This window comes from Streptomyces sp. NPDC002306 (genome assembly GCF_053593435.1).
The window spans coordinates 393,228-408,468 of record NZ_JBSFCK010000003.1 but is presented as its reverse complement, the minus strand read 5'-3'; the positions used below and the strand labels follow the sequence as shown (position 1 = coordinate 408,468).

General features: G+C 71.6%; 12 protein-coding genes and 2 tRNA genes. 7 read left to right on the top strand and 7 right to left on the bottom strand.

From position 1 onward, the window contains the following. Positions 1-19: 19 nt before the first annotated feature. Positions 20-547: a hypothetical protein gene (locus ACWCQK_RS09400; RefSeq protein WP_451153585.1), complete on the top strand. Its 528-nt coding sequence runs from the start codon at positions 20-22 to the stop codon at positions 545-547. A 299-nt stretch (positions 548-846) separates the two neighbouring features. Here ACWCQK_RS09400 and ACWCQK_RS09395 read toward each other — a convergent pair whose 3' ends face one another. After that, positions 847-1,584 carry an ANTAR domain-containing protein gene (locus ACWCQK_RS09395; RefSeq protein WP_451153583.1) on the bottom strand — a complete coding sequence of 246 codons (738 nt, stop codon included), beginning with the start codon at positions 1,582-1,584 and terminating at the stop codon, positions 847-849. A gap of 188 nt (positions 1,585-1,772) precedes the next feature. Between ACWCQK_RS09395 and ACWCQK_RS09390 the strand changes: the two genes are divergently transcribed. Next, on the top strand, positions 1,773-2,804 hold the full coding sequence (locus tag ACWCQK_RS09390) for a glycoside hydrolase family 6 protein (RefSeq protein ID WP_451153581.1): 1,032 nt from the start codon (positions 1,773-1,775) through the stop codon (positions 2,802-2,804). A gap of 162 nt (positions 2,805-2,966) precedes the next feature. On the opposite strand, the gene ACWCQK_RS09385 is transcribed toward ACWCQK_RS09390, so the two are convergent. The 4 genes from ACWCQK_RS09385 to ACWCQK_RS09370 form a co-directional block, all read right to left on the bottom strand. After that, the gene (locus ACWCQK_RS09385; RefSeq protein WP_451153579.1) at positions 2,967-4,904 is read right to left on the bottom strand and encodes a galactose oxidase-like domain-containing protein; all 1,938 of its coding nucleotides are present in this window, start codon (positions 4,902-4,904) and stop codon (positions 2,967-2,969) included. Then, positions 4,901-6,877, bottom strand: a complete 1,977-nt coding sequence (locus ACWCQK_RS09380; RefSeq protein ID WP_451153577.1) for a glycosyltransferase family 2 protein — start codon at positions 6,875-6,877, stop codon at positions 4,901-4,903. Before ACWCQK_RS09380 ends, ACWCQK_RS09385 begins: the two co-directional genes overlap by 4 nt. Before the next feature lie 306 nt (positions 6,878-7,183). Continuing rightward, positions 7,184-7,897 (bottom strand): FadR/GntR family transcriptional regulator, encoded by a 714-nt coding sequence (locus ACWCQK_RS09375; protein ID WP_451153575.1) that lies wholly within the window; start codon positions 7,895-7,897, stop codon positions 7,184-7,186. A 66-nt stretch (positions 7,898-7,963) separates the two neighbouring features. Next, positions 7,964-8,037 (bottom strand) — tRNA-Lys (locus ACWCQK_RS09370). A gap of 218 nt (positions 8,038-8,255) precedes the next feature. Here ACWCQK_RS09370 and ACWCQK_RS09365 point away from each other — a divergent pair. The 5 genes from ACWCQK_RS09365 (at position 8,256) to ACWCQK_RS09345 (ending at position 13,966) form a co-directional block, all read left to right on the top strand. After that, positions 8,256-9,569: a peptidoglycan-binding protein gene (locus ACWCQK_RS09365; RefSeq protein ID WP_451153573.1), complete on the top strand. Its 1,314-nt coding sequence runs from the start codon at positions 8,256-8,258 to the stop codon at positions 9,567-9,569. 146 nt (positions 9,570-9,715) lie between these two features. Then, complete coding sequence (locus tag ACWCQK_RS09360; protein WP_451153571.1) at positions 9,716-10,846, top strand: SPFH domain-containing protein; 1,131 nt, start codon at positions 9,716-9,718, stop codon at positions 10,844-10,846. 97 nt (positions 10,847-10,943) lie between these two features. Continuing rightward, complete coding sequence (locus ACWCQK_RS09355) at positions 10,944-11,549, top strand: lytic polysaccharide monooxygenase auxiliary activity family 9 protein (RefSeq protein WP_451153569.1); 606 nt, start codon at positions 10,944-10,946, stop codon at positions 11,547-11,549. A gap of 163 nt (positions 11,550-11,712) precedes the next feature. Continuing rightward, on the top strand, positions 11,713-12,180 hold the full coding sequence (locus ACWCQK_RS09350) for a hypothetical protein (RefSeq protein ID WP_451153567.1): 468 nt from the start codon (positions 11,713-11,715) through the stop codon (positions 12,178-12,180). Between the two features lie 70 nt (positions 12,181-12,250). Then, positions 12,251-13,966: an AMP-binding protein gene (locus tag ACWCQK_RS09345; RefSeq protein ID WP_451153565.1), complete on the top strand. Its 1,716-nt coding sequence runs from the start codon at positions 12,251-12,253 to the stop codon at positions 13,964-13,966. On the opposite strand, the gene ACWCQK_RS09340 is transcribed toward ACWCQK_RS09345, so the two are convergent. Then, a tRNA-Lys gene (locus tag ACWCQK_RS09340) sits at positions 13,932-14,005 on the bottom strand. The two genes, ACWCQK_RS09345 and ACWCQK_RS09340, sit on opposite strands and share 35 nt — an antisense overlap. A 103-nt stretch (positions 14,006-14,108) precedes the next feature. Continuing rightward, positions 14,109-14,867: an IclR family transcriptional regulator gene (locus ACWCQK_RS09335; RefSeq protein WP_451153563.1), complete on the bottom strand. Its 759-nt coding sequence runs from the start codon at positions 14,865-14,867 to the stop codon at positions 14,109-14,111. Positions 14,868-15,241: the final 374 nt, after the last annotated feature.

The following is a 15,241-nucleotide window of genomic DNA, read 5'->3' as shown; positions in this document are numbered from 1 at the left end:
GGTACCAGGAGGTTTCACGATGGGTTCATGGAAAGTCACTCTCTGCGCCGGATTCGCGGTCGCGGCAGCGGCACTGACCCCGGCGGCGTACGCGGCGGACGGAGGGGGTGTCTCCGTGGCCCCCTCGTCCCCCGCGCCCGGCGCCGAAGTGGCGCTGCGGGTCAGCGGCTGCGAAGGGACGACGGCCACCGCCGTCTCGCGGGTGTTCGTCGCGGACGCCCGGCTGGCCGGCGCCGACGGCGCGATGGCCGGAGAGGCCCGGATCCGCACCTCGGCCGAGCCCGGCTCGTACGACGTGCGGATCACCTGTGCCGACTTCCAGGCGCAGGGCACGGTCACCGTCTCCGGCGATGGCGCGACGGCACCGTCCGCCGCCTCCCCGGCCGCTCCGGCCGTCGCGGGCACCGCCCACTTCGCCTCGGTCGACACCTACACGTACGCGGACGGCCCGGGTACCGCCGACACGGTCACCGGACTGGTCCTGGCGGGCGTCGCCGCCACCGCCGTGACGCTCCGCAGCGCCTGCCGGAGCCGCCGAACGGGCTGAGCCGCGCGCCGTCTTCCACGAGCCGAGCGCGGCGGACCATGAGGTCACCTGGCCCGGTCGGCGGCCCGCTCCCCCTTGGGACCGCCGACCGGGCCTGTCCTCGACCGCGTGCGCACGGGCTGCGGGAGTAACCCGGCGACCGACGCGGGAGGTTGCGGAGGCCCCGGTGGGGCACGGCCGGCCACGGCTCGGGCCGTCCGGGACGACTGTAGAACGGATGTGCTCCGGGGCCTAGGGGGCGTATGACACCAAGTCCCTCACTTGTGGCTCTCCGTCATCCCCGCAGGTGGCCCGCGCCGCTACGACGGGTCGCGCAACTCGGCGTCGTCCAGGCGCCCTTCGGTGACCGCCCGGGCCACCTCGTCCAGGGGCAGCCGGTGCCGGCGCGCGTACCGCCGCAACGCCACGAACACGGCGTCCGCGGAGGTGCCCCAGCGCTCGGCGAGCATCCCCTTGGCCCGCTCGACCCGGCCCCGGCCGGACGCGGCCGCCTGCAACTGCGAGGACAACGACCGGTATTGCGCGTACATACGCTGGTTCTGCACGCCGACGGCGGCCGCGTCGGCGAGGCACTGGGCGACCGGGAGGTGCCCGGCGCCGTCCGCCGCCACGGAGCCGAACACGTTGAGCGCGCCGAGCGGTGTGCCGCGGCGGCGCAGCGGGACCGCGAAGGTCACGGCGATGTCGTGGCCGAGGGCGGCGGCGGTGAAGTCCGGCCAGCGCGCGTCCGCGTGGGCGTCCCGGACGCGCAGGGGCGGTACCGGCCGCCCGGTGCCGTAGCTCTCCAGGCAGGGGCCGCCGCCGTGTTGGGCCCGCAGCAGGTCGACAGCCACCTCCTGGCGGCGGCTGCTGCCGGCCAGCGACACCGCTCCGCCGCCGTCGATCAGCATGATCCCGGCGGCCCGCGCCTCCAGCAGCTCCGCGCAGTGGTCGCAGACCCGTTGGAGATAGTGCGCGGTGTCGAAGCCGTCGGTGAGCGTGTCCGCCGCCTCCACCAGCGCCGCCGCCAGCCGGATCTCCCTGGTGGTGTCACGCATGGCGGCGCACTCCCTCCCGCTGGGCAGGCCTCCTCGCCGAAGCCTCCCGATGGCGCGCGCCTACCCAGCCGCCGCGCCCTGTAACAGCTGTCGGACAAGCTCGCGTGATCTCGTGGGCGTACGGGGACGTATGTCAGGATTGAGACCGGGAAAAACCGCGCAGAACAGTGCACCCGAGGGGGAGTTGGATGTACGGCACGAGGGGGGCGCGGTCTCCGGTACGGGGTGGGATCTTCGCGGTGGCGCTGGGGGCGGCGCTGGCCATCGCGGGATGCTCCTCCGGAGACGGGGACGACGGCGGACCCGGTGGCACGAGCGCCGGAGTCACGCAACAGCCCGAGCGGACCGACCCGTTCTGGGTGAACCCGGACGGCAACGCGGCACAGCAGCTCGCGGCCTACGCGAAGGCCGGGAAGGACGACGAGGCCGAGCAGATCCGCAAGATAGCCGAGCAGCCGACCGGCGAGTGGATCGGCCCGGAGAACCCGGAACAGGAGGCGCGCGGCTTCACCGAGGCCGCCGGCCGGGCGGGCCGCACGGCGCTCCTGGTCCTCTACAACATCCCGCACCGCGACTGCGGGCAGTACTCACAGGGCGGCGCCCCCGACGGCGACGCCTACCGGGCCTGGATCGACGGCGTGGCCAAGGGCATCGGGGACCGTCCCGCCACGGTGGTCCTGGAGCCGGACGCCCTCCTGCACCTGGTGGACGGCTGCACCCCGGACGAGTTCCACGAGGAGCGCTACGACCTCCTCAAGGGCGCGGTCGGCGCTCTGACGTCCCTGAAGCAGACCAAGGTCTACCTCGACGCGGGCAACGCCGGCTGGGGCCACCCCGGCCAGGTGGTCGAGCCGTTGCGGTCGGCGGGCGTCGACGGGGCCGACGGCTTCGCCGTGAACGTCTCCAACTTCTACTCCACCCAGGAGTCCCTCGCCTACGGCAAGGAGCTGTCGGCGAAGGTCGGTGACAAGCACTTCGTCATCGACACCAGCCGCAACGGCAACGGGCCGTACACGGGCGGCGATCCGGACGAGCGCTGGTGCAACCCGCCGGGCCGGGCACTGGGCGAAACCCCGACGACCCGTACGGCGGACCCGTTGGTCGACGCCTACCTCTGGGTCAAACGGCCGGGAGAGTCGGACGGCGAGTGCAAGGGCGGCCCGAAGGCCGGCCAGTGGTGGCCGTCCTACGCCCTGAACCTGGCCAAAGCCTCCAGGTAACCCACCCCCGCGTCCCACCCCAGGGGTGCGGGGACCTGCACGTCTTTGAGGGGCGCGGGGAACTGCGCGACAAGCCACGACGCACCCGCACCCAACAACACCCCGCCAGCGCACCCCAATACGCCCCGCCGGCCCACCCGACAACGCCCCGCCGGCGCAGCGCTACCGCACGTTGACCCACTGCGCCTCGCTGGGCGTCCCCTGGTCGTCGTCCACGAACAGCATGTACCACCCCGGCTGGACGAGGTTCCCGTTCTTCGGCACGGTCACCGTGATCCCGTCCCCGGACGTCGTGAAGTCCAGCGCGATCGACCGCTGGTCGACGTCCGTGACGTGCGTCGACGCGCTCGGCCGGATCAGCCGTACCTTCCTGATCGACGCGGCGTGCTGCGAGGTGAACGCGGCCGTGCCGCCGCGCGCGACGGTCCGCGGGCCCCCGGACAGCGACGGCCGCGAGTCCCGGTAGAGGTACGGCGGCGTGTAGATCTCGATGCGCTGCTCGAACGTCCCCGGCTTGGTGTTGGCCCGGTCGCCGTACAGCGGGTCCGAGCCGAAGAACATCACCCGCCCGTCGGGCAGCAGGATCGACCCCGAGTGGTAGTTGCGGCCCACCAGCGGGTCGGCGACCCGGGTGAAGGTGTTGCTGTCCGGGTGGTAGATCCGCGCCTGGAGGATGTCGGAGTCACCGCGGCCCCGGTAGTCCTGCGAGCCGCCCGACACCAGCACGGTGTCGTCGGGCAGGACGGAGGCCTGCGCGTACCGGGTGCCCTTCTCCAGCGTCGGCCCGTCCACGAACGCGGGGGCCGCGTCCTTCAGGTCGATCAGCCGCGTCCTGTTGCTGGACAGCTTGGACTCGCCGACCCCGCCGCCGCCGATCACCATGTACGTCTCGTTCTGCGCGGGCGGCAGCAGCACCGTCCCGGACGTCTCCAGCCGGTCGGCGTCGCTCAGTCCGGGCAGCTTGACGAACGCGTTGGTGGCCACGTCCCAGATGCCCGGGTCACGGCCCACGTTGTCCGGTCCGTAGCCCGCGTTGGACCCCGAGTAGAAGATCTTGCCGTTCTGCATCAGGAACAGTGCGGGATACGTGGGGAACTGACGGATCGTCGACGTGTAGGTCCACTTCTTGGTCTTCGGGTCGAAGGTCTCGTTCTTGCCCGGGACCAGCTGACCGATGTCGTCGAGACCGGAGACGCTGAGGATCCTGCCGTCGCTCAGGGTGGTGAGCGTCGGGTACCAGCGGGCCTCGTTCATCGGGTCGACCTTGATGTACCTCTCGGCGACCGGGTCGAACTCGTAGGCGTCCCTGATCCCCTGGAAGTCCTTCTTGTCGAGGGCGAGCTTCTGCGCGATGCCGTAGGTGTTGCGCGCGTCGACCCCCGCCAGCCCCTCGATGCCGTAATTGTCCTGGGTGCCCGTCTGGTACCGGGCCCCGCTCTTCTGCGCCTCCACGTAGATCCGGCCCAGGCCGGGGTCGTTGCGCAGGAACTTCCCGGTCCCCGGGTCGAAGACCTTCTTGGCGCGCGGCACGAGCACCGGGTCCTTGGAGACGAAGGTCCTGCCGTTCTCCTTGCCGGTGAACTTCGTGCCCGCGGGCAGCGTGATCGGCCGGTCGGGGTTCTCGTTGTGGACGATCATCAGGCCGCCGGCCTTGGTGACGTCACCCTTCAGCTTCTCGTAGCGCTTGGTGCCGCCCGCGATGAGGATGTTGCCGTCGGCGAGCTGGGTGTGGCCCGTGCAGAAGAGGTCGCTCGGAGTGGGCACCTTCTTGACGGTGCCCTTGACCGGGTCCCAGATCCGGCTGTCGAACCTCTTGGCGTCGAAGTTGTCCTGGTTGTTGCCCGATCCCGCCACGAGCAGGACCTTTCCGGTGTGCAGGAGGACCGCGTGGATGGTGTTCTGGCGGTACTCCTCGGGGAACTCCACGATCTGCCAGCGGCCGTGGTCGGCCTTGTACTCCGGTCTGTTGATCGCGTACTCGTGATATTTCTCGGTTCCGACGCGGTACACCCAGGGGCCGTTCATCCCGGCCAGGGCGAGGACCACCGCCGTACCTATCGCGAGTCGGCGTGCGCGCCGGCGGCCGGCTCCCTCGCTCATTCCTTACGTCCCCCCAGCCCGCCCAGGGCGATCTGCATGGTCTGGTCGCCGCTCGTGTTCGAGGCGGCCCAGGTCGGCCGGGGCGCCGGACCGTGTGCCGCGTACGGCGCGGGCACCGGCGCGACGGCCGGGGCCGGCGCCGGCGCCGGGACCGCGTCCCGCGGCTCCGGGGCCGCCCCGGCGGTCCGCTTCCGCGTCTGCCGGAGCGTGTAGCGCCAGGCGAAGATCGGCGATGCGGTGATCAGCAGGGCGAACGACGCCCAGACGAGCATCGCGGGGTGGGAGTGCCCCTGGAGGAAACCGGCGGTGATCGACCCGGCGAAGACCAGGATGAAGAACAGGTGGATGCGGAACGTGCCGAACAGGGTGTCCGGGCTGGCCGAGTCGCCCTTGGGCGTCACCACGAACCTGCTGCGGCGGCGCAGCACCGTGTCCATCAGCGAGCGGGCGTAGACCGGCGCGGACAGCGCCGACATCACCATGCCGGCGACTCCGCCCGAACCCTCCGGCTCGTGCGGGGAGACGTTGTGCCGCCGGTTCCAGATGTACAGGCCGATCTGGAGCGCGGAGGCGTTGCCGTAGAGCATGAGCCACACGGTGGGGTCGATGTTCACGCCCGAGGCGCCCAGGCCCAGGAAGAGCGCGCAGCTCAGGGCCGCGAGGATCCAGTTGAGGGCCGACATCGGATAGAAGATGATCATCATCGTGTAGTTGAAGAGCTTGCCCGGCGGCAGCGAGAAGAAGCCCTTCCAGTACTGCTTGAGGATGGTCTCGTAGGTGCCCCGGGACCAGCGCAGCTGCTGGGTGAAGAAGTCCGTCCAGGCGTTCGGGCCCTCGCCGACCGCGAGCACGTCGGGCGTGTAGACCGACCGCCACTTGTGGCCGGTGGCCGGGTTGCGGTGCCGGTGGATCTCGAAGCCGGTCGCCATGTCCTCGGTGATCGAGTCGTACAGGCCGCCGATCTGCTTCAGCGCCTTGATGCGTACGGCGTTGGAGGTGCCGACGAACATCGGCGCGCCGTAGAAGTTGCCGGCGCGCTGGATCAGCGCGTGGAAGAGGAACTGCTGGGACTCGGCGGCCTTGGTGACGAACGTGTCGTAGTTGCCGTACACCTGTGGGCCGATGACGAAGCCGACGTCCGGGTCGCGGAAGAAGCCGAGCATGCGCTCCAGGTAGTTCGGCAGCGGCACGTGGTCGGTGTCGACGGAGGCGAAGAACTCGTACGCGTCGCCGTGCGCCTCCAGCCAGGCGTTGTAGTTGCCGTGCTTGGTCCTGGCCCGGTGCGCGCCCTTGGGCCGGTTCCACTTCTCGACGCCCTTGCGGGAGAAGTGGTGCACGCCGAGCCGGGCGCAGACCGCCTTGACCTCGGGGTCGTCGCCCTCGTCGAGGAGCCAGACATGCAGCAGACCCCGGTGGCGCAGCCGGACGGCGGCCTCCAGGGTCCTGGTCACCATCTCCAGCGGCTCCTTGCCGGGGACGAAGGAGGTCAGGAAGGCGACTCTGGTGCCGGTCTCGGGCACGACCGGGATCGGGTCGCGGGCGACCAGTGTGGCGTGCGCGTTCGACAGCACGTTCATGCAGCGGAAGAACTCGATCAGACCGATCGAGACGAGCATGACGATGTCGAGCGCGGGCAGCCAGGAGAAGGCGGGGTAGTCGCGCGAGGTCCAGTGCTCCGGCCGCAGCAGCCAGGCCAGCAGGATCAGCGACAGCAGTGGGGCGGCGCCCAGCATGAGGGCGGCCCGGATCCGGTGCGGCTCCTGCGAGAGCAGCGAGCGGTACTGCACCTTGTACGGCCGGTTCGGGTCGGGCTGCGTGAGGGGCCCCGCCAGTCGGCTGTAGTGCTCGTAGTCGTATCTCGGAAGTGTCTTCTTTATCCGGCGGAACTGGCCGGTCGAGTGCGAAGGTGTTCGGAGCTGCGTGGTCTGTGACGGGTCGAAGTGCTGCCGGGCGCCCATCGGCGTCGACGTCATGAGTCATCCCCCCACACGCGGGCGACCGCGTGTCTGTCGGTTCCCTGCGCCCGCGCGACCCCCCTCGGCCTGCACAGGCGCTTCAGTGACGGGGCACAGCTACCGCACAACTCATGAACAGGGAACTGCGCCCTTCCGGTCGCAGGCTTGCCCCCCTCGGCACGCCTCCAGGAACGGGGCCCCTCTCCCCGCATCGGCCGCAACCGGCTTCTTGCCCCCCAAGTGCCGCCAATGGGCAGCATCTTGGGAAACAGGGTTCTACGGTGCTCGGCATGATCGCAAGATGCGAAACGCGGTGTTTACCGGTCATACGCGTTCATTGTGGCGGCTGTGGGGGAGTTGTGGGTCAGTTGTGGACAGTCGTGCGCGAATATTGCCGAAGTGATCTCTTATGGACTCTTCCGCTCGAACAGCGTCACCGGAACGCACCGCCCGCACGATGTCCCGGTGCTGACGGCAGGTGACCAGCGGATCCTGCGGAACGTCCGCCAGATCGGTGCGGACCCGGTGGAAGGCGTCCCAGAAGGCCTCCAGCACCTCGCGCAACAGCGCGTTCCCGAGTCCCCGGTAGAGGGTGGCGTGAAAGGCCCGGTCGGTCTCGGCGAGGCCGGCGCCCCGTTCGGCCTCCGCTTCCATGCGGTCGACGAGGGCGTCCAGTTCGGCGAGGTCGGACTCGGGGATCCGGCCCGCGAGCCGGGAGACCAGTCCCGTCTCCACCGCCTCGCGCAGCTCCAGCAGCTGGAGCAGGCTGTCCTCGCCCCGGTAGTGTCCGGCGACCGTGCGGAAGGCGAGGCCTTCGATCATGGGCGCGAGGGACATGGGTCCGACGTACGTGCCGAAGCCGTGCCGGATCTCGACGATGCCCATCGCCTGGAGCGCCTTCAGCGCCTCGCGCACCGAGTTCCGGCTCGCGCCGAGGAACTCCATCAGCTCGGGCTCGGTCGGCAGCGGCGCCCCGGAGGGCAGCCGACCGTCGATGATGAGCTTCTTGATCCGCTCCTGTAGGTCTCGGGCTGCCATGGCCAGAGGGTATCCGGCCAAACAACGAAAAAGCCCCTCGCTGCTGCGAGGGGCTTCCTCCGTCTGTGCGCCGCCAGGGACTCGAACCCCGGACCCGCTGATTAAGAGTCAGCTGCTCTAACCAACTGAGCTAGCGGCGCGTGCTGACGTCGTTAACTCTACATGACCTGCGGAGGTGCTCCGGACCGCCGCGCGACCACCTCCCGGCCCCCTCGTGGCCGCTTTCCGCTCCGTCCGGTCCCGTCGCCCGGTCGCCGTACATCATTCGGACCGTCAACATGCGCACCCGGAAGACAGTTGGGAAACTGGCGACGTGATCACGCGCGGGCATTTCCATCTGGAGTGTGAGGGGAATCGCATGGAGACTCCGGTATTCGAGGAATTCGATCCCGCGAGCGACTGCGACTGCCCGGGATGCGTCCACTGGCGCCGTGTCCTGCCGCACTCCGCCGGCCGCACCACCGGCCACCCGGCCGCCCACCGGGCCCTGGTCGTGGCCGCCGCCGCGTCCGCCGCGCTCGGTGCGGCGGCCACCACACCCGCTCTCGCCGCCCCGTACGCGCCCGAACGCCCGGGTGTTCCCGCAGGTGACGAGCCCGACACCCCCCAGGGAGGCAAGGCCCCGCTGCACGGCCCGGGCGGGCGGCCGGCCAAGCCGACCGGCTCGGTCAAGACCCCCGCGACCACCCGCACGGAGATCATCAACCGGGCGAAGAAATGGATCGACGCGGCCGTGCCGTACAGCATGGTGGCCTACTGGTCCGACGGATACCGGCAGGACTGCTCGGGCTTCGTCTCCATGGCCTGGAAGCTGCCGGGGAACGAATGGACGGGCAGCCTCAACCAGTACGGGGAACGCATCACCAAGGAGGAGATCCAGCCCGGGGACATTCTGCTGTTCCACAATCCGGCGGACCCGCAGAAAGGCTCGCACGTCGTCATCTTCGGCGGCTGGACGGACTACACGCACACCTACTACAGCGCCTATGAACAGACGCCCCCGCACGCCCGCCGCCAGTCCACCCCGTACGCCTACTGGAGCCACTCGGAGAAGTACCTCGCCTACCGGTACAAGGGGCTCGCGGCGGACACGGCGGGCGCGAAGCCGGACACGGGTGGCGTAAAACCGGCCGGGACCGCGACCCCGTACCCGGGAGCGGCGTACTTCGGGCCGGGCGCGGACAACAAGTACGTCACCCTGTTGGGCCAGATGCTGGTCAGCCGGGGCGCCGGCGCCTACTACACCTCGGGTCCCGGTCCCCGCTGGTCCGACGCGGACCGCAAGGCCACCGAGGCGTTCCAGCGGGCCCAGGGCTGGACCGGCGCGGCGGCGGACGGACTGCCGGGCCCGCGCACCTGGGAACTGCTGGCCACCGGCGCGGGCCGGGACATCGGGGGCAAGACGGCGGACCCGGCCGCGCCGTCCGCCCAGCCCCCGGCCTACCCGGGCCGGGACAAGTTCCGGCCCGGCGCGGACAACTCGTATGTCACCCTGCTCGGCCGGCAGCTGGTGAAGAAGGGGTTCGGCAGCTCCTACACGACCGGGCCGGGGCCGCGCTGGGGCGAGGCGGACCGGCGCGCCGTCGAGGCGTTCCAGCGCTCCCAGGGCTGGCGGGGCGGCGCGGCGGACGGCTACCCGGGGCCGGAGACCTGGCGCCGGCTCTTCTCGTAGACCACCGGCGGACGTCATCCGGCGGGCGGCATCCGGCCGATGGCGTCCGGCGGACCGGTTTCCCCTCGCCGCGGACCGGCAACCACTCGCAGACCCACTACTCGCCCACTGTTGTGACGCATCTGGCGCGGAGGCTGGAGGCACGCATGAGCAGTACGACCACGTCACAGACGCCCGAGTCCGAAGGACCTGGGCCGGCCGAGGGACAGGCCCGGCCGACCCGGCTCATCCAGAACGAGGTGACCACCGAGATCCCCATTCATCTGTTGTTCCGGGACGAGGCCGACCCGGTGTCCGTGCCGCTCGCACCCGCGGTCGTGGGGCGCAGGCAGGGCACCGGCGAACAGCCGCGGTTCCGGCGCCCGGGGCCGGTGAAGGCACGCCCGGTGCCCCAGGTCGACCCCGATCTGGTGGAGCGGTCCGGCAGGGTGCTGCCCGGCGCGGTGGGCCTGCTCGCCGGGGCCTGCGGGCTGGCCGGGTGCGCGGCCACCTCCTGGTGGGCGGGTCTGCTGCCACCACTGGCGGCGCAGGCGCTGCGGCTGCCGGCGTCGGCGGCGGCCGGGCTCGGCCCGGTGCAGTGGGCGGCCTACGCCGGGGCCGGGGCGCTCGGGCTGTTCGGGTTCGGCGGCCTGGCCCGGGGCCGGACCGGCCGGGCCTGGGTGCTCGACCTGTTCGGCCGCTACCGGGGCACCGTCCGGCGTACCGGCCTGCTGTGGGTCAACCCGCTGCTGCTGCGCCGCCGGGTCGACGTGCGGCTGCGGCACTGGCGCAGCGAGCCGATGCCGGCCGCCGACGGCAACGGGGTAGCGCTGCGGGCGGTGGTGCTGGTGGTGTGGCGGGTGCGGGACACCGCGCGGGCCACGCTCGCGGTCGAGGACCACGAGACCTATCTGCGCGAGTGCGTGGAGGCGGCGCTGGCCCGGGTGGCGGTGGAGACGCCGGGCGCGGCGCGGGGCTCGATGGAGGCGGCCACCGACGCGCTGACCCGCCGGGTGGCGCAGGACGCGGGGCCGGTCGGGCTGGAGGTGTTCTCGGTCCAGCCGGTGCGGGTGGAGTACGCGCCGGAGGTCGCCGCCGCGATGCACCGCCGCCGGATCGCCGCCCTGGACGCGCAGCACCGGGCGAGTGTGCTCACCTCGGTCGTCGACTCGGTGGAGGACACGGTGACCCGGCTCACCATGCGCGGACTGGTCGAACTGGACGACTACGAGCGCAAGGCGTTGGTGAAGGACCTGACGGTGGCGTTCTGCGCGGGCCGAGGGGAAGCGGCCCCGTGATTGGTATGGACATGTTCAAGAAGCCGCAATAATCTGGGACTTGGTCTAGACCTGCACGGCTCAGTGAACTTCCCCCACGTTCTCCAGGAGCGGCAGCATGCGCAGAAAGACCAAGTGGTATGCCGCCGTGGTGGGCCTCGCCACCACCGGAGCCATCGTGCTCTCGTCCGGTGGTGCCAGCAGCCACGGCTACACCGACCTGCCCATCAGCAGGCAGAAGCTGTGCCAGAACGGCACGGTGACCAACTGCGGCGACATCCAGTGGGAGCCGCAGAGCGTCGAAGGCCTCAAGGGCTTCCCGGCCGCGGGCCCGGCCGACGGCCGGATCTGCTCCGGCAACAACACGCGGTTCGCCCAGCTCGACAGCCCGAAGACCCCGTCGGGCGGAGCCTGGCCGACCACCCGGGTGACGGGCGGACAGAGCTACACCTTCCGCTGGCAGTTCACCGCCATGCACGCCACGACCGACTTCAAGTACTACGTCACCAAGGCGGGCTGGAACCAGAACCACAACCTGGCCCGCTCCGACCTCAACACCACACCGTTCCTGACGGTGCCCTACAACGGCCAGCGTCCGCCGTCCACGCTCTCCCACAGCGGCACGCTGCCGTCCGGGCTGAGCGGTCACCACGTCATCGTCGCGGTGTGGACGATAGCGGACACGACCAACGCGTTCTACGCCTGCTCCGACGTCACCTTCTGATCCCCCCACGGGCAGGGTCCGGGTGCGACGGAGTCATGGTTCCGGCGCACCCGGGTTCCCTCGACGAGTTCTGAGCGTCCCTTGAGGCGCACCGGCGTGGGCCGGGGGTAGGTTCCTGGCACGCCCCGCCGAGGGCAGGGCGTTCCGGAGATCGGGGGATCCCATGGACGTGATGTTCTACGCCGTACCCGGCCTGATCATGGCTGTGACCTTCTTCGCCGCGTACCGCGTGCTGCGCCGCACGTTCCGGCTGCGCGCGGCCTGGAACGGCGGACTGACCGCGGAGGCGCGCTGCCTGCGAGCCTTCACCACGGTGCGCGGCGGAGGCAACGACAGCCCCGTGCGCACGATCCTGCATCACGTGTACGAGTTCACCGCGCGCGACGGCCGCACCGTCCGCTTCGAGGAGGAGGACGGGCCGGTCACCGTCGTCGAGGGCGACTTCATCACCGTGCACTACAAGGAGGGGCGTCGCGAGGTGATCGCCACGGCCCTCGCTCCGCGCCGGGCCAAGCAGGCGGCGTCCACCCTCAGCACGCTCGTGCTCCTCGGCGTGGTCGTCGGGTTCTGCATCGCCTTCATGGTGACGTACACCCACGCCGCCGCCTCGGTGGGCGACGTCGGCTTCTAGGGCGGGCCTCGGGAGCTTCCCGCCGCACGGCACTCCCTTTCTGACGACACGTCAACTACTGTGCGCGGCCATGGAGTCCGCTAAGGGCACGGTCGCCGAACTCGTAGCGGCGCGGTGGGGCGACCACCGGCCGGGGCTGTGGTTCGAGGAGCGGGTGCTGACCCACCACGAGGTGGCGGCCGGGGCGGCGGCCCGTGCGGCGCTGCTGGCCGAGCTGCTCCCGCCGGGCGCCGCGCCGCACGTGGGCGTCCTGCTCGACAACACCCCGGAGTTCCCGCTGTGGCTGGGCGCGGCCGCCCTGGCCGGAGCGGCCGTCGCCGGCGTCAACCCCACCCGCCGGGGGCCCGAACTGGCCCGCGACATCCGGCACACCGAGTGCCCGGTCCTGGTCACCGAGCGGGCCCACCTGCCTCTCCTCGACGGTCTCGAACTCCCCGGTGTGCGCCTGCTGGTGACCGACGGCGAGGCCTACGCCGACCTGCTCGCCCCCTACGCGGACGCCCGGCCCGACGCCTCCCGGGCCACCCCGGCCGACCGGGTGCTGCTCTGCTTCACCTCCGGCTCGACCGGCGCGCCCAAGGCCGCGATCCGCTCCCAGGGGCGGCTGGCCGCCGCCGGGCGCTCGCTGGCGGACCACTTCCACGTCCGCCCGGACGACGTGCACTACGTCTGCATGCCGATGTTCCACGGCAACGCGGTGATCGCCGACTGGGCGCCCGCGCTGGCGGCCGGGGCGGGGGTCGCGCTGCGGCGGCGCTTCTCGGCGTCGGGGTTCCTGACGGACGTCCGGCGCTACCGGGCGACGTACTTCACGTACGTGGGACGAGCCGTGCAGTACCTTCTCGCCACCGAGGCGCGCCCCGACGACCGGGACCACCCGCTGCGGCTGGGCTTCGGCACCGAGGCGGGGGCGGTGGACGCGGCGGCCTTCGAGCGCCGGTTCGGGGTGCCGCTGGTGGAGGGGTACGGCTCGTCGGAGGGCGGGGCGGCGGTCCAGTGGACGCCGGGCACCCCGACGGGGGCGGTGGGCCGCGCCGCGCGCGGGGGCGATCTCGTCGTCCTCGACCCGGCGACGCGCGCGCAGTGCCCGCCGGCCGTCTTCGGCCCGGGCGGCCGGCTGCTCAACGGGGACGAGGCGATCGGGGAGCTGGTCAACCGCGGGCCGAACCCCTTCGAGGGCTACTGGCGCAACCCCGAGGCGGACCGCGAGCGGCGCCGAGGGGGCGGCTGGTACTGGACCGGCGACCTCTTCTACCGGGACCGGGACGGCTTCCTCTACTTCGCCGGGCGGGCCGACGACCGGCTGCGCGTCGACAGCGAGAACCTCGCCGCCGCCCTGATCGAGAACATCCTCGCCCGCTACGAGGGTGCCGCGGCCGTCGCGGTCTACGCGGTCCCGGATCCGGTCGCCGGGGACCAGGTGATGGCGGCCCTCGCCGGTGACTTCGACCCGCTGGGCTTCGCGGAGTTCCTGCTGGACCAGCCGGACCTGGGGACGAAGATGGCGCCGCGGTTCGTCCGGGTGGTGGAGCGGATGCCGGTGACCGCCACGAACAAGATCCATCGGGTGGGGCTGCGACGGGAGGGGTTCCGGTGCGCCGACCCGGTGTGGTGGCGTCCGCCCGGGGCGGCCGCGTACCGCAGGCTGGACGCCGCGGACCTGGCCGATCTGGTGGCGCAGTACCGGGCGCGGGGGCGGGAGGAGCTGATCGCGAAGGAGCCCCCCGCTGTCGCGAGGGGCTCCTCATCTGTGCGCCGCCAGGGACTCGAACCCCGGACCCGCTGATTAAGAGTCAGCTGCTCTAACCAACTGAGCTAGCGGCGCATGACTCCCGTCGTCCGCGCTCGGCGGGCGACGACGAGGAAAATATTACATGGTCCGCGGCATGCCCGTGACCACGGACGGGCCGCCCCGCCCGGGCCCCGGCTCAGATCGCCAGCGACAGCAGCACGGGCGCCGCGTTCCGGTTCAGCGCGTCGGCCGCCTGCCGGAGCCGGTGCGCGTGCTCCAGCGGGAGGGAGACCGCGAGGCAGCCCACCGACGAACCGGCCGTGATCGGGACGGCCGCGCAGACCGTGCCGATCGCGTACTCCTGGAGGTCGAGGACCGGCACCGTGGGCGGCTGCGCCTCCAGGCGGGAGAGCAGGAGCTTGTCGCTGGTGATGGTGCGCGAGGTGAGGCGGGCCATCTTGTGCCGGGAGAGGTGGTCGCGCCGGCCGTTGTGGTCGAGCTGACCGAGCAGGCTCTTGCCGACCGCGGTGGCGTGCGCGGAGAAGCGGAAGTCGACCCATTCGTTGACCGCGGGGGTCGTGGGGCCGTCCGCGTACTGGGTGACCTTGACCTCGCCGTCGACGTACCGGCTGATGTAGACGGCGGCGCCGACGGAGTCGCGCAGCCGGTTCAGGGTGTGCTGGAGCTTGTCGCGCAGGGCCTGCTCGCGGTCGTGGGCGGAGCCCAGCCGGGCCAGGGCGTGGCCGGTGACGTACGCCCCGTCGGAGATCTGCTCGACGTACCCCTCGCGGCGCAGCATGAGCAGGAGCGCGGTCAGTCGCTCCGTGCCCAGGCCGGTCTCGCGGGCGAGCAGGGTGTCGGTGACACCGCTGGAATGCCGTGCCACCGTCTCCAGGACGCGCAGGGCGTCCTGAGCCGAGTGGTACGGCGCGGTCGGCTCGTGCTTCAGCGCCACGGTGTTTCCCCCCGGTCGCTTCCTGGGCCGTGATCCGGACAACGGATCCCCTCCACGATAGCCGCCAGAAGACTGATCGGGAGGGGGTGTTGGAGCGAACGCGCCCCTCCCAACTGCGACTCTGGCTCCCTGGCATATGCCAGGGTCAGGTCACGGCGTCGAGACCTGGGGTGATGGCGTGTTCACTTCGTGTAATTGCACGCCGGGATTTCCACGATCTCGGCGCCACGCCCCCCGCGGCGCGTTCACGGCACCCCGTGCACGGCGCCGCGCGCACGACGCCGCGCTCGTGGCACCCCGTGCACGGCGCCGCGCGCACGACGCCGCGCTCGTGGCACCCCGTGCACGGCACCGCGACCACGGCACCGCGACCA